The organism is Devosia sediminis (genome assembly GCF_016411825.1).
Classification (GTDB): Bacteria; Pseudomonadota; Alphaproteobacteria; order Rhizobiales; family Devosiaceae; genus Devosia; species Devosia sediminis.
On sequence record NZ_JAEKMH010000003.1, the window covers coordinates 398,014 to 422,471 of the forward strand.

At 63.9% G+C, this 24,458-nt stretch carries 20 protein-coding genes; 8 read left to right on the top strand and 12 right to left on the bottom strand.

Annotation, left to right across the window (positions count from 1 at the left end; all coding sequences use genetic code 11):
* Positions 1-161 precede the first annotated feature (161 nt).
* Positions 162-1,787, top strand: coding sequence for a hypothetical protein (locus tag JEQ47_RS15060; protein WP_198877226.1), 1,626 nt, complete (start codon positions 162-164; stop codon positions 1,785-1,787).
* A gap of 345 nt (positions 1,788-2,132) precedes the next feature.
* Here the strand turns inward: JEQ47_RS15060 and JEQ47_RS15065 are convergent, their stop codons facing one another.
* Together JEQ47_RS15065 and JEQ47_RS15070 are read right to left on the bottom strand one after the other, a co-directional pair.
* On the bottom strand, positions 2,133-3,335 hold the full coding sequence (locus JEQ47_RS15065; RefSeq protein WP_198877227.1) for a glycoside hydrolase family 172 protein: 1,203 nt from the start codon (positions 3,333-3,335) through the stop codon (positions 2,133-2,135).
* Between the two features lie 50 nt (positions 3,336-3,385).
* The gene (locus JEQ47_RS15070; RefSeq protein WP_198877228.1) at positions 3,386-4,390 is read right to left on the bottom strand and encodes a LacI family DNA-binding transcriptional regulator; all 1,005 of its coding nucleotides are present in this window, start codon (positions 4,388-4,390) and stop codon (positions 3,386-3,388) included.
* Positions 4,391-4,643: 253 nt separating this feature from the next.
* Here JEQ47_RS15070 and JEQ47_RS15075 point away from each other — a divergent pair, with 253 nt between their 5' ends.
* The 6 genes from JEQ47_RS15075 to JEQ47_RS15100 all read left to right on the top strand — a co-directional run bounded on the left by JEQ47_RS15075 (position 4,644) and on the right by JEQ47_RS15100 (position 12,562).
* Positions 4,644-5,915, top strand: a complete 1,272-nt coding sequence (locus tag JEQ47_RS15075) for an ABC transporter substrate-binding protein (protein WP_236020889.1) — start codon at positions 4,644-4,646, stop codon at positions 5,913-5,915.
* A gap of 61 nt (positions 5,916-5,976) precedes the next feature.
* Positions 5,977-6,873 carry a carbohydrate ABC transporter permease gene (locus tag JEQ47_RS15080; RefSeq protein ID WP_198877230.1) on the top strand — a complete coding sequence of 299 codons (897 nt, stop codon included), beginning with the start codon at positions 5,977-5,979 and terminating at the stop codon, positions 6,871-6,873.
* 11 nt (positions 6,874-6,884) lie between these two features.
* A complete protein-coding gene (locus tag JEQ47_RS15085) occupies positions 6,885-7,724 on the top strand; it encodes a carbohydrate ABC transporter permease (protein ID WP_198877231.1) in 840 nt (279 codons plus the stop codon).
* A gap of 3 nt (positions 7,725-7,727) precedes the next feature.
* Positions 7,728-10,340, top strand: a complete 2,613-nt coding sequence (locus JEQ47_RS15090) for a GH116 family glycosyl-hydrolase (RefSeq protein ID WP_198877232.1) — start codon at positions 7,728-7,730, stop codon at positions 10,338-10,340.
* Positions 10,327-11,448, top strand: a complete 1,122-nt coding sequence (locus JEQ47_RS15095) for an ABC transporter ATP-binding protein (RefSeq protein WP_198877233.1) — start codon at positions 10,327-10,329, stop codon at positions 11,446-11,448. Before JEQ47_RS15090 ends, JEQ47_RS15095 begins: the two co-directional genes overlap by 14 nt.
* Before the next feature lie 13 nt (positions 11,449-11,461).
* Complete coding sequence (locus JEQ47_RS15100) at positions 11,462-12,562, top strand: glycoside hydrolase family 183 protein (RefSeq protein WP_198877234.1); 1,101 nt, start codon at positions 11,462-11,464, stop codon at positions 12,560-12,562.
* A 38-nt stretch (positions 12,563-12,600) separates the two neighbouring features.
* On the opposite strand, the gene JEQ47_RS15105 is transcribed toward JEQ47_RS15100, so the two are convergent.
* The 10 genes from JEQ47_RS15105 to JEQ47_RS15150 all read right to left on the bottom strand — a co-directional run bounded on the left by JEQ47_RS15105 (position 12,601) and on the right by JEQ47_RS15150 (position 23,254).
* Positions 12,601-13,635, bottom strand: coding sequence for a sulfate/molybdate ABC transporter ATP-binding protein (locus JEQ47_RS15105; RefSeq protein WP_198877235.1), 1,035 nt, complete (start codon positions 13,633-13,635; stop codon positions 12,601-12,603).
* Positions 13,636-13,646: 11 nt separating this feature from the next.
* Complete coding sequence (gene cysW / locus JEQ47_RS15110) at positions 13,647-14,516, bottom strand: sulfate ABC transporter permease subunit CysW (RefSeq protein WP_198877372.1); 870 nt, start codon at positions 14,514-14,516, stop codon at positions 13,647-13,649.
* On the bottom strand, positions 14,506-15,351 hold the full coding sequence (gene cysT, locus JEQ47_RS15115) for a sulfate ABC transporter permease subunit CysT (protein ID WP_198877236.1): 846 nt from the start codon (positions 15,349-15,351) through the stop codon (positions 14,506-14,508). Before cysT ends, cysW begins: the two co-directional genes overlap by 11 nt.
* Positions 15,352-15,615: 264 nt before the next feature.
* Positions 15,616-16,038 (bottom strand): GNAT family N-acetyltransferase, encoded by a 423-nt coding sequence (locus tag JEQ47_RS15120; protein ID WP_198877237.1) that lies wholly within the window; start codon positions 16,036-16,038, stop codon positions 15,616-15,618.
* 2 nt (positions 16,039-16,040) lie between these two features.
* Positions 16,041-17,159, bottom strand: a complete 1,119-nt coding sequence (locus JEQ47_RS15125; RefSeq protein WP_198877238.1) for an anhydro-N-acetylmuramic acid kinase — start codon at positions 17,157-17,159, stop codon at positions 16,041-16,043.
* A 10-nt stretch (positions 17,160-17,169) separates the two neighbouring features.
* Positions 17,170-18,162, bottom strand: a complete 993-nt coding sequence (locus JEQ47_RS15130; protein WP_198877239.1) for a serine hydrolase domain-containing protein — start codon at positions 18,160-18,162, stop codon at positions 17,170-17,172.
* A complete protein-coding gene (locus tag JEQ47_RS15135) occupies positions 18,159-19,889 on the bottom strand; it encodes an ABC transporter ATP-binding protein (protein WP_198877240.1) in 1,731 nt (576 codons plus the stop codon). The genes JEQ47_RS15130 and JEQ47_RS15135 overlap by 4 nt, the downstream gene beginning before the upstream one ends.
* Positions 19,886-20,728, bottom strand: coding sequence for an ABC transporter permease (locus JEQ47_RS15140; protein WP_198877241.1), 843 nt, complete (start codon positions 20,726-20,728; stop codon positions 19,886-19,888). The genes JEQ47_RS15135 and JEQ47_RS15140 overlap by 4 nt, the downstream gene beginning before the upstream one ends.
* Positions 20,728-21,687, bottom strand: coding sequence for an ABC transporter permease (locus JEQ47_RS15145; RefSeq protein WP_198877242.1), 960 nt, complete (start codon positions 21,685-21,687; stop codon positions 20,728-20,730). Before JEQ47_RS15145 ends, JEQ47_RS15140 begins: the two co-directional genes overlap by 1 nt.
* A gap of 52 nt (positions 21,688-21,739) precedes the next feature.
* Positions 21,740-23,254, bottom strand: coding sequence for an ABC transporter substrate-binding protein (locus tag JEQ47_RS15150; RefSeq protein ID WP_198877243.1), 1,515 nt, complete (start codon positions 23,252-23,254; stop codon positions 21,740-21,742).
* Between the two features lie 262 nt (positions 23,255-23,516).
* Between JEQ47_RS15150 and JEQ47_RS15155 the strand changes: the two genes are divergently transcribed.
* Positions 23,517-24,368, top strand: coding sequence for a MurR/RpiR family transcriptional regulator (locus JEQ47_RS15155; protein WP_198877244.1), 852 nt, complete (start codon positions 23,517-23,519; stop codon positions 24,366-24,368).
* The last annotated feature ends 90 nt before the right edge of the window (positions 24,369-24,458 follow it).

The window sequence follows — 24,458 nt, forward strand, 5'->3', positions numbered from 1 at the left end:
GCCAGAAGCCCGCCTCCAAAAAACCATTGTGACAGAGACCAAAAAAACGGACCCGGAAAGATCCCTCTAAACCATTGATTTAAAACAATTCTGAACACATCGTTGAAAAACGAGGCCGTGTAAGTAGTTGAATTAATAAATTAAGTAGTGTGACATGCCCTATGACCAGCGTTGCGCAGTACCTTTCCGAGCATGGTCCCTCACGTTCCTCACGGATCGTTGAGGCATTTGTCGCATCTGGTTTATCCGCAGAGGCAGCGCGTCAACGCGTATCGCGAGCCAAGCCGCCGGTCCGCAGCTTTCCTGTTCCGCTCCTGCCTAAACGCGAGGCGTTCCTCTATCTGGAGAAGGACCGTAACGGCGAACGGTTCTGGCAAAATTTCCTGCGCGATCTCCGCGAAACCAATTCGATTACGGCGGCGGCTATCGACGGCGTGATCGCTCGGGGCGGCATAATTCCTGTCGAGCAATTCGCGGTTGTAAGCGGTGCGACGGTCAGGCCTAAGACCGGGCAAGTCCCGGCTGATACGGTCGCCAGCCGTCTCATAAAGTCCGACTTCCTCAAGGAATTCCACGACCCGGAATATGGCCGCTGTTTCCACACGGCTCCGAGCTTGGCCATGGGCACACCCGCTGCCATGCGGGCGCGGGACATTACGGAACGTGTCTTGCTGGATGGCCTGCGCGAATGGTGCCGAAAAATTGGCCTCGCGAGCTACAACGCTATCCGCATCCGGGGCGACGAAGACTTGAAGCCGATCGGGCCTTTCGCATTCGATCTTGCCGGGCCGAGCTATCTCCTACCGTTGCAGGGATCGGCAAGCAAACCGGGTTTCGTTGTGGCGGACGTTTTCGCCGAAGGCATTTTGACCGTCCATGAGATTCAGTTCTTCATCCGCAAAGCTCGCGTTCTCAAAGCCAGCTTCAAGGATATCGGCATTCTGTCGATCATCGTCGCGGAAGGCTTCACGGGCGAAGCAATGACCGCAGGACATGCGGCGGGTGTTATGCTGGCAACCCCCAAAGACCTGTTCGGGAGGCGTGTCGGGGAGGCAATCGCCTCGCTGTGCGAAGTGCTCAAGAATGCCGCGAAATATGCGTCATCGAGCCCCCAACGCCTCACCATGCTGTTGAACAACCTGTTTGATATCGAAGGACGCAACAAGAACCTTCGGGGCATCCTGTTTGAGATGGTGGCGGGCTATCTTGCAAGGCGCACAGCCATGACGATGGATATGGGCGTCACCGCCAAAGACCCGAGCACCGGGAAGACAGCGGATATCGACGTTCAGACGATCACCAACCAGAACGCAGTCGTCACGGCCATTGAATGCAAAGGTAAGGAGCCGAGCGGTGTGTTGAGTCTGGCAGAGGTGGAGGAATGGCTCGCGAAGATTCCCACATTCCGCGCTCATTACGCTCAGCACGGGTATTTACGCGAGGCAGAGCAGCGCTTCGAAATCTGGACGAGTGGCAGCATCGCACCTGATGCGCTGGCGAAACTGAAAGAGGAACAGGTCCGCCGCGTAAAGGCGAAGATCGACTGGAAGGACGGCGATGCGGTTCTGGCGCTGGCGAGGGCGGGCAAAGAGAAGGCCCTTGCCGACGCTCTCAACCAGCATTTCTTCCGTCACCCGCTTGCCGAAGTCTCCAAGCAATTCGAAGCCGACGAGGCCGCAGGAAAAGTGCAGTCATGGATGGCTCCTACGAAATCTAAACCGCCTGAGTTCAAAGGTCCGGCGATTGAAGTCGTCTCGTTGGATGACGAGTTGGACGCCGCCGAGTGACCTAGCGCCCGACATCCGAATTGCCGCCGATAGCCACATAAATTCCGCTGAAAACCGCTGGCTGACGCAAAATCATGGATGCCTGAACAAACTGCCGGCCCGAAGCGAACGCGCTATTCGTTGCGCTGTAGAGAGCGGCCAGTGACATTGTCCCGGCGCTGTAGCGCCGGGTCCGTAGAAACACATGGTGAAAACGAGTAGACCGGAACCCATTGTAATACCAATGGTTTCCGGTCAATTCCCGAACCCTGATTTATAGGGCTACGGAGTAAACGTAGTTGTCATCTTCACCTGGCGCGGTGCGCCACTTGCGGGTCGCCGTTTTCCCTCATCACAATCAAGGGCTTAGCGCAGTTCGCGTTCCTTTTCCGCGCCCGCCATGTTGCGGAAGGGGTTGCGGAAGAAGGGCAGGCGTTCCGATACCGGGGGCAGGGCCGGGAAGGGCTGGTGGGGCTCGCTCTGGTACCAGAAGGCCACCGACGACACATCGTCCGAACGCCGGTTGGCATGGCCATGCTCAATGGTGACGCGGATTTGCTTGTGGAAGATCACCGGGTCCTCGATATGCCAGCGATACAGCGTCACCGGCTCGGTCCAGTTCGGTCCGCCGCCCGCGATGATGCCGTGATAGGGCGCCGAATAATCCTGGGTGGGGCACCAGGCGGTGTTGAAATAGTCTTCCGTGCCGGTGCCGTGCAGGGTGGGCGGCCAGGCATCGTTGCTGCCCGGCGCGCTCTCGTCGCGCTCGGCGATCATCTCCGCCTGCGGTCCGATGCGGAGATCGGGGAAGCGTTTCGTGTCGGGCACCGAAATGCCCTTTTCCCCGTCCACGAAGATCATGTCGTCGCCTTCGCCATACCAGTTCCAGCTCTGCGTCGCCCGGCGCGAATAGACCGAGAACAGCACGCCCACATAGTGGCCGTGGCCGCTGGCCTCGAGCATGGTGTAATTGTCCGCGCCATCGACATTCTCGCCGCCGAACAGGAACTCCTCGTTGACGAGGCCTGCCTCCGACATGCCCGCCGGCCGATCCTGCCGGTACTGCGCGTGAAACCGCCCCATATCGTCCTCGAGCGCGTCATGCAGTTCGAGGTCGACGTAGTAGTAGAACAGCAGATTGTGCTCGGCCTCGTTGGTGATGGTGATCTTCATGCCCGACGCGAAGGGCATGGGGAAGTAGCAGTTGAAGGCCTTGCCGTCCTGGGGGCTCGCCTGCATGGGCAGCGAGGCGTAATTGGCGGTCCGGCCATGGCCCATGCCGAAGAAATCCCCGATCGGGGTTTCCACCGAGGGCGTGTCTTCGCCGTCCCACCAGGCGCGGATGACGATCTTGCGCAGGAAACTGTCGCTGTCGCAGGCCAGCGTCGCCCAGATATGGGTGATGATGCCGGCGCCATCGTGCTGGGCGATGGTGACGGTCTCTCCCGGCTGGATATGGAGGCGATCGTCGTTGCCGCCGGTGCGATCATAGCTCGAGAATCGCCGCGTACGCGCCTGACGCAGTTTGGCAAGGCCGCGGAGCGGCGAAAGGCCGGCATTGGTGGTCATGATGGTCTCCTCGCGGCCTGTTCCGGCCGATTGTTCGTTCCGCATCCGCCTCAGGCGGTTTCGTATTCCTGCAGGTTGCATCGCAGCACTTCGGTGCGCACCGGACCCGTTTCCTTGCCGGTCAGCCGCCCGAGCAGCATCTGGCTGGCGCGCGTCGCCAGCGCGGCGGGGCTGATGCCCACGCGCGTCAGGCGCGGCCGCACATATTCGAGCTGCTGCTGGTCGCCGAACACCGAGACGGCGATATCGCCGGGTATGCCGATGCCGCGATCGTAGAAGCTCGCCATGGCCCCCATGGCCATGAGGTAATTGCCGTAGAAAACCGCGGTCGGGCGCTGCGGCGCCGGCATGTCCAGGAGCCACTGCACCGAATTGACGCCGGAAGGCGCGAGATAAGTGCCTTCGAACCGCAATGCGGGCGCGGCCTCCACGCCATGGTCGCGCAGGCCCTGCTCGAAGCCGGCAGCGCGCGCCATGGCTTCGGCGAAATCGGCCGGCCCGGTCACCTGGGCGACGCGCTTGTGGCCCTTGCGGGCAAGGAAGGCGCCCATCTGGTAGCCGCCGCCAAAATCGTCGAGCTTGACGCTGTCCACCGCCTGGTTGGGCAGGTGGCCGATGAACACGGTCGGCAGGTCGAGATTGACGATGTCGTTGTGCAGTCCATGCAGCGCAAAGTCGCTGATGATGAGGCCATCGACGCGCTTGCGGTAGATCTGGCGCAGATATTCGCGCGCATGGTCCTGCGAGTGGCCCCCCGGCACGTCGGTATTGAAGATCAGCATGTCGAGGCCCTCGGCCTCGAGCTGCGACTGCGCCGTCTTGACCAGTTCGGGATAGAAGGGGTTGCGGATATCGGGAATGAGCATGGCCACGATATTGGTGCGGCCGGTGCGCAGGCTCTGGGCTTGCGGATTGGGCACATAGCCCAGTTCCTCGATCGCCTGCATCACCCGGTCCCGCAGGGGCTGGGACACCCGGTCGGCATGATTCAGCACATGCGAAACGGTGGTTCGAGAAACGCCGGCCCGAGCGGCAACTTTGGAAATCGTGCTCATACAGTACCGGCTAGCACCGGTTCCGGACTTTTGCAAATTGATTTGTGAATGCATTTGCAAAACGATTTTTTGTGGGTATGGTCAGGGCGTCTCGGAGGAGGCAAGCGACTATTGGTTGCCGTCAAGGCATTGGGCTCACGCGGAAATTTTGCCGCGTTGAGCACCGGCGAAGCCATGCCCGAGGTCGCACATCGCTCCCCGAGTACCAAAGGCCGGTCCATCAACGGGTCCCGGCCGCCCGAGGAGGATGGAAATGCTCAGAAGAACCCTTTTGACCCTGCTGGCCGGGGCCAGCATCGCCGCCGTCGTCACCGCACCCGCTCTGGCCCAGTCGGATGAAACCGGCTCGCTGCGCCTGATGACCTTCGGCGGCGATGCCCAGCTCAAGGCGACGCAGGATGCCGTCGCCCGCTTCAACGAGAAATATCCCAACGTCACCGTCGAAGTCGGCATCGACTCCGTGTCGGGCGGCTGGGGCGATTTCGTCAGTCGCGTGCTCCAGCAATACAATGCCGGCCAGCAATATGACGTCTATCACACCGCCGTCGAGACGCTGCAGTCCTTCGCCGCGCGCGACATGTTCCTGCCGCTCGACGACTTCATCGCCGCCAACGACACCTTTGCCGACTTTGACCAGCGCCTGTTCGAGCTGACCGAATACAAGGGGAGCACCTATTTCATCCCCTCGACCTGGAACAACATCATGGTCAACTACAACCGGGCATTGTTCGAGGAGGCGGGCATTGAATTCCCCAGCCGCGAATGGACCTGGGAAGAGTTTGCCGACATCGCCCAGCAGCTCACCGTGCGCGACGCCGGCGGCAACGTTACCCAATTCGGCTACGAAGTGCCCTCCTTCTTCTTCGGCCTCATGCCCTGGTTCTTCTCCAACGGCACCTCGCCGATCACCGAGGACTGGACCGCCTCCAACATGACCGATCCCAAGGTCAAGGAGACGCTGGAATACCTCTATGACCTGATCCACGAATACAAGGTCTCCCCGGTGCCGGGGCAGGAGGGCATCGAAAACCAGTTCTTCGCCGGTCAGATCGCCATGATCTCGCGCGGCCACTGGATCGTGCAGAACGCCATCTCCTCCGAACTCGACATGGACGTCGCGGTGCAGCCGGCGCGCGAAAGCCACAATACGGTGATCGGCTTTGGCGCCTATGGCATCTCCTCCAAGACGGCCAGCCCGGAACTGGCGGAAGCCCTGGTGCTCGAACTGCTCTCGCCCGAAACGCAGCAGGCCGAGGGTGAACTGGGCGGCGCTGTTCCCGGCCGTCGCTCTGCCGCCGAGACCGAAGGTTTCCTCGCCTTCCCGCCCTCGGCCGCGCTCTACTACGAGACCCTGCCCGATACGCAGGCCGTCCCCTCGCCTGCCAATTTCCAGGAAGTGGACCAGATCGTCATGCGCTACTTCACGGCCATGATGACCGGCGAAATCAGCATCGATGACGGCATTGCCCAAGCCGACCAGGAACTGACCCGCTCGTTCCAGCGCATCGCCCGCATCACCCAGTAACCTCCCTGGTGGCCGCGCCCATTGGGCGCGGCTGCTTCCCGCGGCACAGGCGAGGACCGTCATGGCCAGACACTACCGTTCCGATCTCTACAAGGCGCAGGCCCGGGCCGGGTACCTGTTCGTCCTGCCGTCCTTCCTGCTCTACGCGGTTTTCGTGCTGGCGCCGGTCGTGGTCACCATCATCCTCAGCTTCGCCTATTACGACATCAGCTTCGGCTTTTTCTGGGTGGGCCTGGAAAACTACCAGCGCTTCTTCAGCGAGCCGCGGGCGCTGACCATTTTCGGCAACACGCTGCGCTTCGCCTTTCTTGCCGTCACCTTCAACGTCGCGGTCGGGCTCATCCTGGCCCTGGCGCTCAACCGGGCCATGCCGGCGCCGCTGCTCTACTTCTTCCGCCTTGCCTTTTTCCTGCCTGTGATCATCGCCGCCGCCTTCGTCTCGGTGGTGTGGAGCTATTTCTACAGTTTCGATTTCGGCGTCATAAACTACTACCTCTCGACGCTCGGCCTGCCGCGTATTCCGTGGCTCAGTTCGAGCCAGTTCGCCATGACCTCGATCATCATCATGGACGTCTGGAAGAATACCGGCTTCTTCATGATCATCCTGATCGCTGCCCTCCAGGGCGTGCCCAGGCCCATCCTCGATGCCGCCAGGATGGATGGGGCATCGCCCTGGCGCACCTTCAGCCGCATCACCCTGCCTTACATTTCGCCGGTGCTGTTCTTCTGTGTCGTCTTCGCCTCGATCGGCGCCCTGCAGGTGTTCGAATCCATTGTCATCCTCACTGGCGGCGGACCGGGCGACGCCACCCGCTCGCTTTCCATCTACCTCGTGGACGAAGCGTTCAGCGGCTTCGAGCTTGGATATGCGGCCTCGGTATCGGTCATCATGATGGTGCTGATCCTCATCATCACCATCATCCAGCTGGTCGGCTCGCGCCGCCTGGTCACGCATTAGGAGTGTCGGCGATGGAGAAGAAATCGAGCCTGGTCTGGATCGACCGCGGCATCGTCGCGGTGCTGGTGCTGATGGGCATCATGATGCTGCTGCCCTTCATGTGGCTGTTTTCCATGTCCTTTCGCCCGGCCGCCGAAGCCTATCGGATGCCGCCCAGTTTCCTGCCTCCTACGCTCGACCTGGCCAATTACCAGGCCGTGCTGGACTCCAGCGTGCCCTTCCTGCGCATCTACTGGAACTCACTGGTGGTAGCGGTGCTCTCCACCATTGGGCAGTTGATCACCTGCACGCTGGCGGCCTTTGCCTATGCGCGACTGCGCTTCCCCGGGCGAGACGGCTTGTTCTTCGTCATGCTGTTCGGGCTGATGTTCCCGGCCCAGGTCACTATCCTTCCCATTTATCTCGGCTATGCGCAGGTAGGCCTGCTCAACAATCCTCTGGGCCTCGTGCTGATGGGCCTCACCTCGAGCTTCGGCATCTTCATGCTGCGCCAGTTCATGCGCTCCCAGCCCAAGGAGCTCGAGGAGGCGGCGCTGATGGATGGCGCCGGCTACTGGAAGATCTTCTGGCGCATCTCGCTGCCGCAATTGAAGCCGGCTCTGTCCGCGCTCGCAATCATCACCTTCACCGGCGCCTGGAATGCCTATTTCCAGCCGCGCGCGCTGATCGAATCCCAGGACGCCATGACCCTGCCTCTGGCGATGGACCTGCTGCGCGGCTATCTCGGCCAGGGCAACATTTCCATCGTCATGGCGGCCATGAGCATGGCCATCCTCCCCGTCGTCCTGCTGTTCCTCGTCGCCCAGAAAATGGTCATTCAGGGCGTGACGTTCAGCGGCATCAGAGGCTAAGGCATGACCGTTCTTTCCAAACTCGACAACGAGCGCTTCGTCTATCAGGGCGAACGCAGTCGCTACCTGACCTTTCCGCTCGGCGGGATCGGCGCAGGGGGCTTTGCCATCACCGGGGCGGGCCGTCTGGTCGATTGGTCCATCCGCAACCGCCCGGGCCTGCAGACGTCCAACGGCTACAGCCACTTCGCCATCAAGGCGGAACGGGACGGCAAGGTGCTCGACGCACGCGTCCTCAACGGCCCCTATGAGGGCGACCCGACCGGCTCGCCCGGCATGCGCCGCTTTTTCGACGGCTATGGCTGGGGTGCGAACCGCAATGCCCTGGCTGGCGTGCCGCATTTCGAAAGCAGCGTCATGACCGGGCGCTTCCCGGTCGCCGACATTGCCTTCAGCGACGCCCGGTTTCCCGGCACGGTGGGGCTGACGGCCTTCAGTCCGTTTATCCCGACCAACGACCGCGACAGTTCCTTGCCGGTCGCCATGTTCGAAATCACCGTCACCAATGATGGCGATGCACCGACCGACTACACCTTGGGCGCGACGCTCGGCAACCATGGCTGCCAGAACGGGCGCCACGCCTTTACCGATCAAGCGGGCGTCCGCTCACTGCGGTTGACCTCGGCCGAGCCCGACCTGGCCGAGCCGGAGCGGGGTGATCTCACGATTGCCACCGACGCCGATGATGTCGATCACATGGACTATCATTTCCGCGGCCAGTGGTTCGATGACCTCAACCTCTTCTGGCGCGAATTTTCGCAGCCCGGCCGCCTGCCCGCGCGTCACTACGACCGACCGCGCAGCAACCGGAACATGTTCGACCAGCCCGAGCACGGTACCATCGCGGCGCGCCTGACGCTGGCGCCGGGGGAGAGCCGCACCGTCCGCTTTGCCATCGGATGGCACTTTCCCCAAGGCGCGGTCTACTGGCACCAGCAGGCCACCGAAGGCGCGACGGCCGGCTGGCGCAACTATTATGCGAGCCAGTGGGCGGATTCCGCTGCCGCCGTCGTCGATGCCTTCGGCCGCTGGGACGAGTTGCGCGACGCCACCTTCGCCTTCCGCGACGCCCTGTTCAGCTCCGACCTGCCGGTCGACATTGTCGATGCTGCCGCCGGCACCATGGCGATCCTCAGGACCGCGACGGTCTTGCGCCTCGACAATGGCGAGCTCTGGGGCTGGGAGGGCCAGTTCAAGGATGGCGGCTCCTGCGAAGGCTCCTGCACCCATGTCTGGAACTACCAGCAGACCGTGCCCTATCTCTTCCCCGCGCTGGAGCGCAGCCTGCGCGATACCGAATTCGCCTATAACCAGCTTCCCAATGGCGGGCTGACCTTCCGCCAGATGCTGCCGCTCGGCTCCGGCTTCTTCCCGCTCAATCCCTGCGCCGACGGTCATTTCGGCGCTGTCATCAAGACCTATCGCGATTGGAAGATTTCAGGCGACACCGATTGGCTGCGCGGCCATTGGCCCAATATCCGCGCCGCCATGGAATATGCCTGGTCGCCCGACAATCCCGATCAATGGGACCCCGAGCAGACCGGCATCCTTTGGGGCCGTCAGCACCACACGCTCGACATGGAGCTGTTCGGGCCCAATTCCTGGCTGTCCAGCATGTATGTGGCTGCCCTCAGGGCCGCCGCCGCCATGGGCGAAGCGCTGGGGGATGCAGACTTCGCCGCCCTCTGCGAGCGGCTCGGCAAGGCAGGAGCCGCCTGGATCAACGACGAGCTCTTCGCCAATGGCTATTTCGTGCAGAAGCTCGACCTCGGCGACAGGTCCCAGGTCGAGCGCTTTGCCGGCGCCAGCGGCAAGGTCGGGGTCATCGCCGACGACTTCATGCAGACCTACTGGTCCGACGAGCATGGAGAGATCAAGTACCAGTTCGGCCTGGGCTGCGCGAGCGACCAGATCCTGGGGCAATGGCATGCCGACCTCGCCGGTCTCGATCCCTTCCTCGACCCCGAAAAGGTGGCCTCGGCGCTCAAGGCCATCCATACCCACAATTTCCGCCCCAGCCTTGTCGACCACTTCAATCCCTGCCGCGTTTACGCGCTGGAAGAGGATGCCGGCCTGCTGATTGCGGACTGGCCCGAGGGCACCGAAAAGCCCGCCGTGCCCGCGCCCTATTCTGAAGAAGTCTGGACCGGCATCGAATATGCGGTGGCCTCCCATCTCATTCATCATTCGTTCATCGAGGAAGGCCTGGACATAGTCCGGGGCGCCCGGGCCCGCCACGACGGGTCGCGCCGCAACCCCTGGAACGAGTTCGAATGCGGCTCCTACTACGCCCGCTCCATGTCCGCCTATGCGCTGGTCAACGCCTGGTCCGGCCTGCACTATGATCTGACCGGGGGCGAAATCGGCTTTGCTCCCAAGGCCTTGGGCCGTTTCTTCTGGTCGATCGGCGAGGCCTGGGGCGATGTCAGCGTGGCGGCCGGCGCTGTCGAATTGCGGGTACTCTACGGCCGGCTCGACCTTGCCCGTTTCACCCTGGGCAAGGCGCATCACAGCTTCGATCAGCCGCAGCAACTGACCGCCGGCTCCATCATCGCCTTCACCCTCGACAATGAAAATATCCAGCCAATACAGGAGGTTGGTCATGGCCCGGCTTGAACTCAGGCAGGTTCGCAAGAGCTACCAGTCGCTCGAAGTGATCCACGGCATCGACCTCGTCGTGGACGACGGCTCCTTCACCGTCTTCGTCGGCCCCTCCGGCTGCGGCAAGTCCACGCTGCTGCGCATGATGGCGGGGCTCGAGGAATTGAGCGGCGGCGAAATCATGATCGACGGGCAGCGCTGCGACCACCTCGTGCCCTCGGCGCGCGGCATGGCCATGGTGTTCCAGTCCTACGCGCTCTATCCGCATATGAGCGTCCACGAGAATATGCGCTTCGGGCTGGTCAATGCCAAATTGCCCAAGGCCGAAATCGAACCGCGCATCCAGCGTGCCGCGGAAATCCTGCGCATCGAGCCACTGCTCGAGCGTCGGCCATATCAGCTCTCGGGCGGCCAGAGCCAGCGTGTCGCCATTGGCCGCGCCATCGTCAAGGAACCCAAGGCCTTCCTTTTCGACGAGCCGCTCAGCAATCTCGACGCCGAATTGCGCGTCAAGATGCGCAGCGAAATCGTCGCCCTGCACCGGCGCCTCGGCACCACCATGATCTATGTGACGCATGACCAGGTGGAGGCCATGACCATGGCCGACAAGATCGTGGTGCTGCGCGAAGGGCTGATCGAGCAGGCCGGCACGCCGATCGAACTCTATGCCCGCCCGGTCAACCGCTTTGTCGCGGGCTTCATCGGCGCGCCGCAGATGAATTTCTTCGACGCAGCCGTCACGGCCCGCGACGGCGATCGCTGCAGCGTCTCGATCGACGAGGGGCGGTTGACCCTGGCTCTCGATGGACGCAGTGGCGCCCTCAAACCCGGCGATGCCTGTTCCATCGGCATCCGCCCCGAGCACCTGCAATTGACCCAGGACGGTGGCTTGCGGGTTACTGTCGAGGCAACCGAGGTTCTGGGCTCCGAAACCGTAGTCCATGCCCGCAGCGCCGCCGGTACGCCTGTGACCGCCACCATGCGCGGCATCCTCAACCTGGCCGTCGGGACCCAGCTCGGTTTCACCGCGCCGGAAGCCTTCGTGCACCTGTTCGGCGCCGATGGCGTCACCCTGCCGGCGCACCGGCCCTGGCAGGACGACTATGTCCGCGCCATTGCGTGAGGAGCCATCAACGATGCGCGCACCAGTCCTTGCTCTGCCGTTGACCGCGGCGCTGCTGCTCCCCGCAGCGGCGGCCGACTACACGGTCGCCGTCGAAAAGATCGCGGCCCTGACCGGCCCCGAGGCCACGGCCGATATGCGCGGTCCCGACATCTGCGGCACTGATATCGGCACCATCGCCGAACTGGACGGCAGGATGCTCTTCGCCTTCGGCGATACCTTTGGGTTCAACGGCGCGGATTGCCCGCGCTTTGGTCCGAACTGGCGCTCGAACGTCTTGGCCAATTCCACCGATTTCGACGCTTCCGACGGCATCGACCTGACCGATTGGCTGACCGGCATGACCGGCCGCGCCGTCGCCGTCAGCGAAGGGGATCACCTGCCGGCCTTTTCCGGCGCGGATGGCGAACAGACCCGCATTCCCACAGCCATGGTCGCGGTCGGCGACCGCTTGTATCTGCACTACATGTCCGTGCACGGCTTTGCGGCGCGCGGCGGCGAATGGGAGTGCAACTGGTCGCGCTTCGTCTGGTCCGACGATGGCGGAAAGAACTGGACGGAGAACGAGACCGTTTTCGGCGAAAGCGACAGCCGCTTCAACATGCTTGCGCTGTCCAACGCGGCCGGCCCGGGCAATGAGGATGCGGCCCATGTCTATGCCGTGGGCACGGCATGCGGGCGGTTCGGCGCCGGCTATGCCGCTCGAGTCCCGGCCGGCGATCTGCTCGACCTTCCGGCCTGGCAATATTGGGACGGTGCAGAATGGTCAGGCGACCCTGACACTGCCGCCGAGGTCATCCCGCCCATTGCCGGGGAAGGCTCGCTTGTGTTCAACACCGGCCTTGGCAAGTGGATGTATACGACCCTCGACCAGGATGCCGAGGCCATCGAACTCTACCTGGCCGACAAGCCCTGGGGCCCATGGGACACCGTTATCCCCCTGGTCAGCGGGCTGGAGTTCGAGCAGATCTACGGGGCCTATATGACTCCCTCGCTGGTCAGCGAAGACGGCTGCAGCTTTTATTTCATTATGTCCCAGTTCGGGCCCTACAACACCTATGTGATGCGGGCCGAGCTGAAAGCGGCGGACGCGGACGGGGAACACTGCGCCTAACAGGCACCGGCATGGCTGGCCGATGCGGCTCGGCAGTGTCAGGTCGCGGGGAACAGGGCCCAGCGCTTGGGGCGGAAGGCGATCTGCGATCGTTCTGCCGCGGGATGATCGAAGGGCAAGTCGATTTCGACGCGATGGGCGGCACCGCCAATGTCGAGCTCGACCCGGCGCGTACCACCCACTCGGCGGCTCGAGGCAACGACACCGGCCAATGCCGCGCCGCCTTCCACCAGCTCGATATCGTGCGGGCGGAAGAACAGCCGCTGCTGGCCCTGGGCCTGCGCGCCGGCAATACCGATCGGCCGGTCGCCCAGCCAGATATCACCCTTGTCCACGCTCACCGGGAGTTCCGAGGATTCCCCGATAAAGCCGAAGACGAAGGGCGAGGTGGGCTTGTCGTAGACGCTGTCGGGCGAGCCGACCTGCTCGATCTTGCCCTGGCTCATGACGCAGAGCCGGTCGGCCAGTTCGAGCGCCTCTTCCTGGTCGTGGGTCACAAAGACGGTGGTATGGCCGGTACGGTCGTGGATCTCGCGCAGCCACTTCCGGAGCTCGCGCCGCACCTGTGCGTCGAGTGCGCCAAAGGGTTCGTCGAGCAGCAGGACGCCCGGCTCGATGGCCAGTGCCCGCGCCAGGGCCACGCGCTGCCGCTGGCCGCCCGAGAGCTGGTTGGGATAGCGCTTTTCAAGCCCGGACAATTGCACGAGGTCGAGCAGTTCCATGGCGCGACGGCGGATTTCACCGGCGGGGGGCCTCGTGGAGCGCGGCCGCACCTTAAGGCCGAAGGAGACGTTCTCCAGGATCGTCATGTGTCGGAACAGGGCGTAGTGCTGGAACACGAAGCCGATATTGCGCTCCTGCACGCTCTTTTCCGAAGCATCGGTGTCGCCGAAGAAGATGCGGCCGGCAGTGGGGCGTTCGAGACCGGCAATGAGGCGCAGCAGCGTGGTCTTGCCCGAACCCGAGGGCCCGAGCAGCGCAATCAGCTCGCCCGAGCGAATGTCGAGCGACACATCATGCAGCGCCGGAAACCGGTCGAATTCCTTGCGCACATTCTCAACGCGTACTTCCATTTTCTATCCTGCTAGTGGCCGCGTCCGGTAGCGGCCAGCTCATCACTGAAGCGCCATTCGAGCACGGTCTTGAGAACCAGAGTGACCAGGGCCAGGAGGGCCAGCAGTGATGCCAGCGCAAAGGCCGCGGTGCCCTGATACTCGTTATAGAACATTTCCACCTGCAAGGGCATGGTGGTGGTCTGGCCGCGGATCTTGCCCGAGACCACGGCAACGGCGCCGAACTCTCCCATGGCGCGCGCATTGCACAGCAACACGCCATAGAGCAGGCCCCATTTGATATTGGGCAGGGTGACGCGCCAGAAGGTTTGCCAGCCCGACGCACCCAGCGACAGGGCCGCTTCTTCGTCGCCCGTACCCTGATCCTGCATCAGCGGGATCAGTTCGCGCGCCACGAATGGGAAGGTGACGAAGATAGTCGCCAGGACGATGCCGGGCACGGCGAAGAGGATTTCGATGCCGTAGGACTTGAGCCAGGGGCCGAGCAGGCTGCCGCTGCCGAACAGCAGCACGTAGACGAGGCCCGAAATCACCGGCGATACGGAAAACGGCAGATCGATCAGCGTGGTGAGGAAGGCCTTGCCCTTGAATTCGTATTTGGCGATGGCCCAGGACGCGGCGATGCCGAAAACGACGTTGAGCGGCACGGCAATGGCGGCGACCAGCAGCGTCAGCCGGATGGCCGACAGCGCGTCGGGCTGGCGCAGCGCGTCGAAATAGGCGCCGATGCCCTGCCGGAAGGCCTCCGAGAACACCGCAACCAGCGGCAGGACCAGGAACAGCGCCATGAACAATACGCCGACAAGGATCAGCGTCCAGCGCACCCAGGTGGGCTCATTGGTAGGCGAGACGAGACGGTGGGCGGAGGAATTAATTGCCATAGCCATACCGCTTCCGGCTCCAGGCCTGGATCAGGTTGATGATGAACAGCATGACGAAGGAGATGGCCAGCATGACCATCGCGATCACCGCCGCCCCGGTATAATTGTACTCTTCGAGGCGGATAACGATCAGCAGGGGTGCGATTTCCGAGACGAAAGGGATGTTGCCGGCAATGAAGATCACCGAGCCGTATTCGCCCACCGCCCGGGCAAAGGCCAGCGCGAAGCCGGTGAGGATGGCGGGCGTGAGGCTGGGCAGGATCACCCGCGAAATCGTCTGGAAGCGGTTGGCGCCGAGCGTGGCCGAAGCCTCCTCCACTTCCTTGCTGACTTCCTCGAGGATCGGCTGGATGGTCCGCACCACGAAAGGCAGGCCGATGAAGATCATGGCGATGGTGATGCCGACGGGTGTGTAAGCGATACGCCAGCCCAGCGGCGCCACCAACTGGCCGATGACGCCATTGGGCGCATAGATGGCGGTGAGCGCAATGCCGGCCACGGCGGTGGGCAGCGCAAAGGGCAGGTCGACCATGGCGTCGAAGATGCGGCGGCCGGGAAAGCGGTAGCGCACCAGTACCCAGGCGATCAGCGTGCCGAAAACCACGTTGATACCGGCGGCGATCAGGGCCGTGACGAAGCTGGTGCGCAACGATGCAAGCACGCGCGGGTCGAGCGCCGCTGCCCAGAACCCTCCCCACCCCAGGCCCGCCGAGCGAAACACCAGGGCGATCAGTGGGATCAGGATGATGAGCGAGAAATAGGCAATGGTGAAGCCGAAGGTCAGCCCGAAGCCGGGAATGACGCTGGGCTGTCGGAAGCGGCCAAATCTGCTCATGCTGGCCCTTTCCTGGTCCGCCGCAAGGTCGATGGAGGTGTAAGGAGGGACATCTGCTACGGCCTTGCTCAACGGGCCGCAACTCTACCCGGATAGTAGGGTATCTCAAGAACCCGATCGGACAAGATTTTGCGGGAATCTAGAAAATCGTTCTTCCGCGTCACAGATTGGCGTGGCCTGATTTGCGCCGGGCCCGCCCTATGACGCCGGACGCGCAACGATGATGCGGCGTGGTGGAACCACCATGTCAGGCGGCGCTGGGCGTCAGAGCCGCTTGGCCAGGAAGCTGCGTGTCCGCCCAAGAGGAAAATCCGGCAACTGGCCGAAGACCACATAGCCCGCCCGCTCGTAGGTCCCGAGAGCGTGCGGGTTGAAGGTGTCGATATGGGCGCTATGGCAGCCGCGCGCCTTTGCTTCGGCCTCGGCCGCGCGGAGCATGTGACCGGCGAGTCCCTTTCCGCGCTGGGCCTCGGAAACGAAGAGCCATTGCACGTAGAGCCAGCCCCAGGCCGTATAGCCCGAAAGGCCGGCGACGATGGCGCCGGCCTCGTCGCGCAGGAACACCGCGATGATCCGGCGCGCTGCCGGACCGACATCGACGTCGTTGAACGCCGCCAGCGCCTTGCCAATGACGTCGACATCGCCCGGCTCGGGCGTCTCGGTAACCTCAAGGGCAAGGTCGCTCATGATCAGGCCGCCAGGACGCCGCCGGTCAGCGGGTGAGGCGCGCCGGTCGTCGTCGGAAAACTGATCGGCAGGCCGCGCAGCACGCGCACGGCAAGAAGCGCGAAGCATTCCGCCTCGACCGCATCGCCGCGCCAGCCCACGGCCTCTGCCGGAACCGCTTCCACCCTGGAGCGGGTTTGCAGCATGGCCATGATCGCCGGATTATGCCGGCCGCCGCCACAGACCACGAGCCGCTCTGGCCGCTGCGGCAGGAGGTCCAGCGCCTTGCCCACGGCGCCGGTGGTGAAGGCGGTGAGGGTCGCCGCGCCATCCTCGGCACCAAGCCCATCGGCCATGGTAGCGAGGAAATCGAAGCGGTCGAGCGACTTGGGGTAGGGGGCCGAAAGGTAGGGATGGGTAAGAAGTCGCGCGAGGCGTTCTTCGTCCACCTTGCCGCGCAGGGCCATCTCGCCATTGCGATCCATGTCCCCGAGCCCGAGGCCCCTGATGAAGTCATTGATCGGGGCGTTGGCCGGGCCGGTATCGAAGGCGATCAGCGTATCGGCACCGTCCCAATAGGTCACGTTGGCGACGCCGCCCAGATTGAGCACTGCCGTCTTGCCATCGGTGGCGCCGGCCTTTTTGAGCAAGGCCTTGTGGTAGAGCGCGGCGAGCGGCGCGCCCTGGCCACCGGCCCGCACGTCGGCGGAGCGGAAGTCGTAGGCCACTCTGATGCCGGTGAGCTCGCGCATCAGGGCGCCATTGCCAAGCTGACGGGTCGCACCGATGCGGCCCGGCTGCGGTGCGCGATGCAGCACCGACTGGCCGTGGAACCCGATGATACCGATATCTTCGGGCTTGAGCCCGGCCTGCTTGACGAGGTCAAGCACGGCGGCCGACTGGGCGCGGGTCAGGGCATCTTCGGCCTCGGCAAAGATCGCCGGGTCGGCCCCCTCGAAATTCCACCTGCGCGCCTGGCTGAGGGTTTCCTCCAAGGTGTCGCGGATCGACTGCGGATAGGGGGCCAGCGTATAGGCGCCGAATTCCGCGATGGTTTCGCCATCAGTGCGTAGGAGCGCCACGTCGATATTTCCATCGAGCACGGTGCCCGTCATCAGCCCTATGGCCCAGATCGGCTCCATAGTCGTCTCCTTATTCGGCATTGACGGCGTCTCCGACGGCGCGACGCAGGGGCAGGATGCCGCTGTCGAAATGGCGCGTGGGGTGGACGCGGTTGGTGAGCAGCGTCCAGGCATGGCCGCGCTCGAAATCGATCCAGAGGCCGGTGCCGGTAAAGCCGGTATGGCCGATGGTCCCGGGCGAGCACTTTTCACCACCCGACCAGCCTTCGTAAGGACGCTCCCAGCCATGGGTGCGGCGGCCGCTGAGCGGCTTGCGGATCAGGGCGCCCGGGCCGGCGCTGCCGAGCTTGGCTGCGGCGAAGTCGAGCACGCTCGCCACGGTGCCGAAAAGACCGGCGTGACCGGCGCCTTCGAGGGCCGAGCAGTTGTCGTCATGCACTTCGCCCACCACTACGCGATGGCGCCAGTAGCAGTCCTCGGTGGCGGCGGAGGCATTCGGATCGGCCGACCAGGAAAAGCCCTTGCCGGGGTCCTGCTCGCGGATCCACTTGCCCTCGATGCGTTCCAGCGCAATGCCCAGCAGGATGAAGTTGATGTCCGAATAGACCGCCGGACCTGCCGGAAATTCGTGCTGCAGCAGAAAGGTGCGCAGGAGGTCCGGATCGCGCCCATAGGTGTAGAGCGGAAAGACGGCCGGATAGGGCGTCTGATGGCCAAGGCACTGGCGGAAGGTGACCTTGCGCTCCCAATTGTCGAGATTGTAGTGGCGATAATCAGGGATCACCGAGACCAGCGGCGCGTCGAGATCGATGTGGCCCGCTTCAGCCAGTCCGAGGATACGCTCCGTGGTGAACAGCACCTTGGTGAGCGAGGCCAGGTCGAACCAGGTGTTCTCGGTCATCGGGCGGCTCGTGGGCACGGTCTGCGCCTGGCCGATAACGCGGGTGGCGCGGTTGCCGTCGCGATCGACGACGCCCAGCACGCCGCCCGGAATGCGGCCGGCCTCTATGGCTGCGGCAAGCGGGGCAAAGGCCCGATCGAGCTGGGCGTGAACGCTGGTCATGCTTGTTCCTCAAGGCGGACGCGGTGATCCTCGCCGGCCTCGCGCCATTGCGCGGCCGGCGGTTCGTAACCGGCCGGGCGGACCAGCGAGGGCACCTGCGTCATGTCGACGGCGAAGCGCTGGCGGCGGCGCTCTACTGCCGGCACTGCGGCGATCAGGCGCTTTGTATAGCTGTGCTGCGGTTCATGGAGCACGGCGCGCGCATTGCCGATCTCCACCACCTGGCCGGCGAACATCACGGCGATGCGGTGCGCGATGCGCTCGACCACCGCCATGTCATGCGAGATGAAGAGATAGGCGAGACCAAACTCGTGCTGCAGGTCGATGAGGAGATCCAGCACCCGCGCCTGCACCGAAACGTCGAGTGCCGAAACCGCCTCGTCCAGCACCACGACATCGGGATTGAGCATCAGCGCGCGGGCAATGCAGAGCCGTTGCCGCTGACCGCCCGAAAACTGGTGCGGATAGCGGCTGAGCGCATCCTGGGGCAGGCCGACGCGGTCGAGCAGGAAGGCCATGCGCTTGCGCAGGTCCGCGTCGAGCCGCTGGCCATTGGCGATGGCTGGTTCGGCCAGCAGGGCTTCGACATTGAGCCGCGGATTGAGCGAGGCGAACGGGTCCTGGAACACCATCTGCACCGGTCGGCCGGACCGGCCTGAAGTCACCTGGATATCGCCACGTGTCACCGTGTTGAGGCCGAGCAGCGCCCGCGCCGTGGTGGACTTGCCGCAGCCGCTCTCGCCCACGATGGCAAGGGTTTCGCCCGCCATCAGGTCGAAGCTCACGCCATCGACGGCATGGATCGCGCCCTTGGGCTTGAACCAGGCGCGTCCCACCGGAAAGCGCACGACGAGGTCATCCACCTTGACGATGGGCTCGCTTGCCGTGGGGCGAGCACTGTCGCCGCGCACGGCGGCGCCCGAGGTGAAATGCGGCACGGCGCGCAGCAGGTGCCTGGTATAGTCGTGCTGCGGCGCGTCGAGCACGCGGTCGGCCTCGTCCTGCTCCACGGCGACGCCGTTCTGCATGACCATGATGCGGTCGGCTATGCCGGCGACGAGGCCGATGTCATGGGTGATGAAGATCATCGCCATGCCGGTCTCCTCGCGCAGCTCGGCGAGCAGGGCCATGATCTGGGCCTGCACCGTGACGTCGAGGGCGGTGGTCGGTTCGTCGGCGATCAGGAGCCGCGGACTGGCGGCAAGGGCCATCGCAATCATGATGCGCTGCCGCATGCCCCCAGAAAGCTGGTGCGGATAGTAGCCGAGGCGCGACTGGGCATCGGGAATGCGCACCCGCCCGAGCACATCGAGGCTGGCCCGATGCGCCTGCTCGCCGGTCAGGCCCTTGGAAAGGCGAAACGCCTCCTCGATCTGCGCGCCCACCGTATGCACGGGGTTGAGCGAGGTCATCGGCTCCTGGAAGATCATCCCGACGTCATGGCCGCGAATGCCCAGCAGCGTGCGTTCGTCCGCCTTGGTGACATCCAGCACCGAGCCATCGGCACGCGTGAGTTCGATTGAGCCGCCGGTGATGCGGCCACCGCCGAAATCAACAAGCCGATTGATCGAGAGCGCCGAGACCGACTTGCCCGAACCCGATTCCCCGACAATGGCGAGGGTCTGGCCGGCATCAAGATCGAAGCTGACTCCCTTGACCACTTCATTGGCCTTGGGGTCCTGGCCGAAGCCGACGCGGAGGTCGCGGACCGAGAGCAATCTGGTCATGCCTCTCTCCTCTGGGTGCGCGGGTCGAGAATGTCCCTCAGGGCATCGCCGGTCAGGTTGAAGCCGAGAATGCCGAGCATGATGGTGACGGCCGGGAAAATCATCAGCCAGGGCGCCTGTTGCATGAGGTTGCGGCTCTCCGACAGCATCAGCCCCAGCGATGGGGTCGGTGGCTGGGTACCGAGGCCAAGGAAGCTGAGGCCGGCCTCGGTGAGCAGCGCCCAGGCCAGCGCCAGCGTCACCTGTACGGCCAGCGGCGCGACGAGGTTCAGCAGCAGGTGCCGGGTGAGGATATAGGGTTGCGAGCTGCCGAAGGTGCGGGCGGCATCGACGAAGTCGCGTTGCTTGAGCGACAGCGCCGGGCCGCGCACCACGCGGGCAAAGATGGGCGTATAGACGATGGCGATGGCGGCGATGCTGGTCGTGGTGCCGGGGCCGACAATGGCGATGATCAGCAGCGCCAGGAGGATGGCCGGGAAGGCCAGCAGCACATCCATGACGCGCATGAAAATGCCGTCCCAGACGCCGCCCCACCAGGCCGAGAGCAGCCCGATAATGGTGCCGGCGAGGGTGGCGATGGCCACCGAGGCAAAGGCAATGACCATGGACTGGCGGATGCCCACCATCAGCCGGCTGAAGGTGTCGCGGCCGAGCAGGTCAGTGCCGAACCAATAGGTGGCGCTGGGTGGTTTCAGCCGGTCGATGGCGAAGAGCTTGAGCGGATCATGCGGCGTCAGCCCCAGCATGCCAAGTACGGCGATGATGAGATAAAGCCCGATGATGACGAGGCCGATGCGGCCGGAGGGATGCCGGAAGAGGGCGGAGAAGAGCTTTCCCATCAGCGTCTCCCGATCCGGATGCGCGGATCGAGCGCGACATAGGCAAGGTCGACGAGCAGATTGACCACCAGAAAGTTGAAGGCGATGAAGAGGATCGTGCCCTGCACCAGCGCATAGTCGCGCTGGGTGATGGCGTCGAGCACGAGGCGCCCGAGACCGGGCAGCGCAAAGATCTGTTCGACGATGACGGCGCCACCGAGGAGATAACCGAACTCGACGCCGCACAGCGTCACCACGGGGATGAGCGCATTGGGTAGCGCATGGCGCCAGATGACGCTCATCGGCGAAGCGCCCTTGGAGCGGGCGGTGCGCACATAGTCGTCGCTGAGCACATCGAGCATGGCCGAGCGCGAAATGCGGGTGACGGATGCGGCGAAGGCAAAGCCGAGGGTGATGGCCGGGAAGATCAGTTGCGCGATGCTGGCCAGCGGATCGACAAAGAGCGGCGTGAAGGTGCCCATGGCCGGCACGAAGCCGAAAAACACCGAAAGCACATAGATGATGAGAATGCCGATGACGAAGCTCGGCGTCGACTGGCCGAGCATGGCCAGGACGCGCACAACGAGATCGCTCGGCCGTTCATTGCGCGTGGCGGCCAGGACGCCGAGCGGAATGCCGACGCAAAGCGAAATGGTCATCGACATCAGCGCCAGTTGCAGCGTCAGCGGGAAGCGCTCGAGGATGACCGTGAGGACAGGCTTGCCGTAGATCGAGGAAATGCCCAGGTCGCCCTGGAACAGGCCACCGAGCCAGCGCAGGTACTGGCTCCAGACCGGCTGGTCGATGCCGAAATAGGCGGCCAGTGACTCCCGTTGCGCGGGAGTGAGCAGCCCCGCTTCGGTGCCGAGCATGGCGGTGATCGCATCGCCCGGCACCAGCCGGATCGAGACGAAGACCAGGATGGAGACCCCCAGAAGGATCAGGGGAAAGGTCAGCAGACGCTGAACCACATAGCTCATGAAATTCGATCCGTTGGGGCAGGCCGGCCCCGAAGGGCCGGCCCGGAGGCGATTACTCTACAGTGACGTCGACGAGACCGAAAAGCGTGCCCGTCGGCGACGGCTCGAAACCGGTGACGGTGTTGAGCTGAGCGGTGTAGCCATAGCTGGTGGAGAGCCAGAGCCAGGGGGCCTGCTCGGCCAGGTGGCGTTCGAACTCCTGGAAGATTTCCACGCGTTTGGCCGGATCGGTCTCGGCCTGGCCCTGCTTCATCAGGCTGTCGAGCGTGTCGTCGACGAAGTTTGAAACCTTCAAGAGGTTCCCGTCCTTGGTGAAGTAGCGGTTGTACATCGGATAGGGGTCGGGACGGCCGCCATTGAGCGCCACGGCCATGTCGAAATTGCCGGCGAGCCAGGTATCGACATAGACGTTGAGTTCCATCATCTCGATTTCGAGATTGACGCCAATCTCGGCCAATTGGGCCTGCAGCACCTGCGCTTCCGATGCGGCGACGGGCGGCTCGCCGGTCGCGGCGATCACCTTGGCAGTGAAGCCATCGACACCCGCTTCGGCCATCAGTGCCTTGGCCTTTTCGAGGTCCTGCGTGTAGCAGAAGAGGCTGTTCGGATCCTGGGCAAAGGCCGGCATGGTGAGGGGGCCGGTCACCACGCCTTCACCGGCCAGCGCCGCATCGATGATGGCCTGGCGGTCGATGGCGCAGCTCATGGCCTGGCGGACCTTGAGATTGTCCATCGGCGGGCGCGACGGGTTGAGCTGCAGCACGTTATAGGCGAGCTGGCCGACGCGGTTGAGCTGCAGGTTTGCTTCGTTCGGCACGAGCGTGGCGACCAGCGGATCGTTGAGCAGCGCGAAATCGGTCTGCCCGGTGCGGAGCGAAGCCAGGATCGCCATTTCGTCGGGCAGGACGGAGATGGTGATGCCATCGAGCGCGACGTCGCCGCCGGCCCAGTCGGGGTTGGCCGACAGCACTTCGCGCGAATTGGGCTCCCAACTGTCGAGAATGAAGGGGCCCGAGCCGATGGCCTCGGTGCCGATAGTGCCCGCTTCGATTTCCGACGCCGGGACGATGGCGGCGTTGATTGTCGCCATGGCAACGAGGATCGGCACGTCGGCGGTCGAGAGGTTGAACACGACGGTGGTGTCATCAGGGGTGTCGATGCTCTCGATCGACAGGAAATTCGATCGTGCGGCGGCGGCGGTCTCTTCGTCGAGCAGGCGCTCGAACGAGGCCTTGACGTCGGCCGAGGTCACCTGTGCGCCATTGGTGAATTTGGCATTGGGGTCGAGCGTGAAAGTCAGGGTCTTGGCGTCCTCGGCGAATTCCCATTCCGTGGCGATCGCCGGCACCACATTGAGCTCGGGGTCGAGGCGGACGAGCGGTTCATAGATCAGCTCGAGCAGGCGCAGCGAGGAAAAGGCGGTCTGCTTGTGCGGATCGAGACCGGTAGCGTCCTGCGACCAGGCCATGCGCAATTCGGCCGCCTGCGCCGGCAGCGCGACGCTGACCGAGGTCAAGGCGGTGGCCAGGGCCAGGCCAGCCAGAAGGTTCTTGGAAAGATGCATCATCGAATTCCCTCACTGTTGAGCCGGCCCCACTCCGAGAGGCCGTGCAAAGGTCGTGTGGCGCAGGCCTTCGGCACGGTTCCCTCGCCCGGCTGCGCCAACCTCCGTGACAAACCTATGAAGTCCCCGCTGCCCCTGTCAATTATTTTCACGATTGAAATTTGCGCTGAACTTTTGTTTCAATAGGCGGCCGGGCGAAGCACGGATAGGGTCGCGCCGATTCAGCGCCGGAGGGCAGGCGCCGGGGCCGGAGAGAGGGGTTGTCTTGGGCATACAATCGAGCATCGAGGCGTCCGCCGATAAGTTCACGCCCGCCATGCAGCGCGTCGCCTCGGTGATCCGCGAACGGCCGCGCATCGTGCTTGACCAGACCATTTCCGAACTGGCCGAAAGCTGCGGCACCTCGGTCGCGTCGGTTGTCCGCTTCTGCCGCGCCCTGGGCCTGTCCGGTTATGCGCAATTGCGCATGCGCCTCGCGACCGAGCTGGGCAAGGAAGCCGCACAATTCGGCTCCGACCTGATGCTGGGCGCGGAAATTGCTCAGTCCGATACCTTGCAGGAAATGGCGTCCAAGGTCGCGTCGCTCGAAATCCTCGCCATCGACGAAACCGTTTCCGGCCTCGACTATGGCGCCCTCGAACGCGTCGTCGCGGCGCTCGATGGGGCCGAGCGCATCCTGATGTTCGGCATCGGCGCCAGCCAGTTCGTGGCGCAGGACCTGCATCACAAGCTGTTCCGCATTGGCCGCAACGCCTTCCTCCTGGCCGATCCGCACGAGGCCTGGACGGCGGCGCTGCTGTCGCCGCCCCGCACCGTGGCCCTGGGATTTTCCCATTCCGGCAGCACTGCCGATACGGTGCGGTTTCTGGAAATCGCCCGTCAGGCCGGCGCGCTGACGGTGGCGCTAACCGGGGCGCCGGATTCTCCATTGGCCAAAGCCGCCGACGAGCGTCTTGTCAGCCGCGCCCGGGAAAGCCGCCTCCGCGCCGGCGCCATGGTCAGCCGTATCGCGCAACTGGCCATTGTCGATTGCCTTTTCCTCGGCGTGGCCAGCCAGCGCTACGAGCAGACGGTCGATGCGCTGAAACGCACACGGGACGTGACGCATCCGAAGTAGACGGGCTTGTCTCTGGTCAGGCACGAAATCACACCCATCGTCACCACCCGGCTTGACCGGGTGGTCCATGCCGCGGCGAGATGAATTGCC

Excerpts from the sequence above, each read along its gene's own strand:
- JEQ47_RS15145 (WP_198877242.1), bottom strand. The coding sequence starts at position 21,687 with ATGAGCTATGTGGTTCAGCGTCTGCTGACCTTTCCCCTGATCCTTCTG.
- JEQ47_RS15065 (WP_198877227.1), bottom strand. The coding sequence starts at position 3,335 with ATGACCACCAATGCCGGCCTTTCGCCGCTCCGCGGCCTTGCCAAACTG.
- JEQ47_RS15070 (WP_198877228.1), bottom strand. The coding sequence starts at position 4,390 with ATGAGCACGATTTCCAAAGTTGCCGCTCGGGCCGGCGTTTCTCGAACC.
- JEQ47_RS15135 (WP_198877240.1), bottom strand. The coding sequence starts at position 19,889 with ATGACCAGATTGCTCTCGGTCCGCGACCTCCGCGTCGGCTTCGGCCAG.
- JEQ47_RS15105 (WP_198877235.1), bottom strand. The coding sequence starts at position 13,635 with ATGGAAGTACGCGTTGAGAATGTGCGCAAGGAATTCGACCGGTTTCCG.
- JEQ47_RS15100 (WP_198877234.1), top strand. The coding sequence starts at position 11,462 with ATGCGCGCACCAGTCCTTGCTCTGCCGTTGACCGCGGCGCTGCTGCTC.
- cysT (WP_198877236.1), bottom strand. The coding sequence starts at position 15,351 with ATGAGCAGATTTGGCCGCTTCCGACAGCCCAGCGTCATTCCCGGCTTC.
- JEQ47_RS15150 (WP_198877243.1), bottom strand. The coding sequence starts at position 23,254 with ATGATGCATCTTTCCAAGAACCTTCTGGCTGGCCTGGCCCTGGCCACC.
- cysW (WP_198877372.1), bottom strand. The coding sequence starts at position 14,516 with ATGGCAATTAATTCCTCCGCCCACCGTCTCGTCTCGCCTACCAATGAG.
- JEQ47_RS15060 (WP_198877226.1), top strand. The coding sequence starts at position 162 with ATGACCAGCGTTGCGCAGTACCTTTCCGAGCATGGTCCCTCACGTTCC.
- JEQ47_RS15140 (WP_198877241.1), bottom strand. The coding sequence starts at position 20,728 with ATGGGAAAGCTCTTCTCCGCCCTCTTCCGGCATCCCTCCGGCCGCATC.
- JEQ47_RS15075 (WP_236020889.1), top strand. The coding sequence starts at position 4,644 with ATGCTCAGAAGAACCCTTTTGACCCTGCTGGCCGGGGCCAGCATCGCC.
- JEQ47_RS15095 (WP_198877233.1), top strand. The coding sequence starts at position 10,327 with ATGGCCCGGCTTGAACTCAGGCAGGTTCGCAAGAGCTACCAGTCGCTC.
- JEQ47_RS15080 (WP_198877230.1), top strand. The coding sequence starts at position 5,977 with ATGGCCAGACACTACCGTTCCGATCTCTACAAGGCGCAGGCCCGGGCC.
- JEQ47_RS15125 (WP_198877238.1), bottom strand. The coding sequence starts at position 17,159 with ATGGAGCCGATCTGGGCCATAGGGCTGATGACGGGCACCGTGCTCGAT.
- JEQ47_RS15120 (WP_198877237.1), bottom strand. The coding sequence starts at position 16,038 with ATGAGCGACCTTGCCCTTGAGGTTACCGAGACGCCCGAGCCGGGCGAT.
- JEQ47_RS15130 (WP_198877239.1), bottom strand. The coding sequence starts at position 18,162 with ATGACCAGCGTTCACGCCCAGCTCGATCGGGCCTTTGCCCCGCTTGCC.
- JEQ47_RS15085 (WP_198877231.1), top strand. The coding sequence starts at position 6,885 with ATGGAGAAGAAATCGAGCCTGGTCTGGATCGACCGCGGCATCGTCGCG.
- JEQ47_RS15090 (WP_198877232.1), top strand. The coding sequence starts at position 7,728 with ATGACCGTTCTTTCCAAACTCGACAACGAGCGCTTCGTCTATCAGGGC.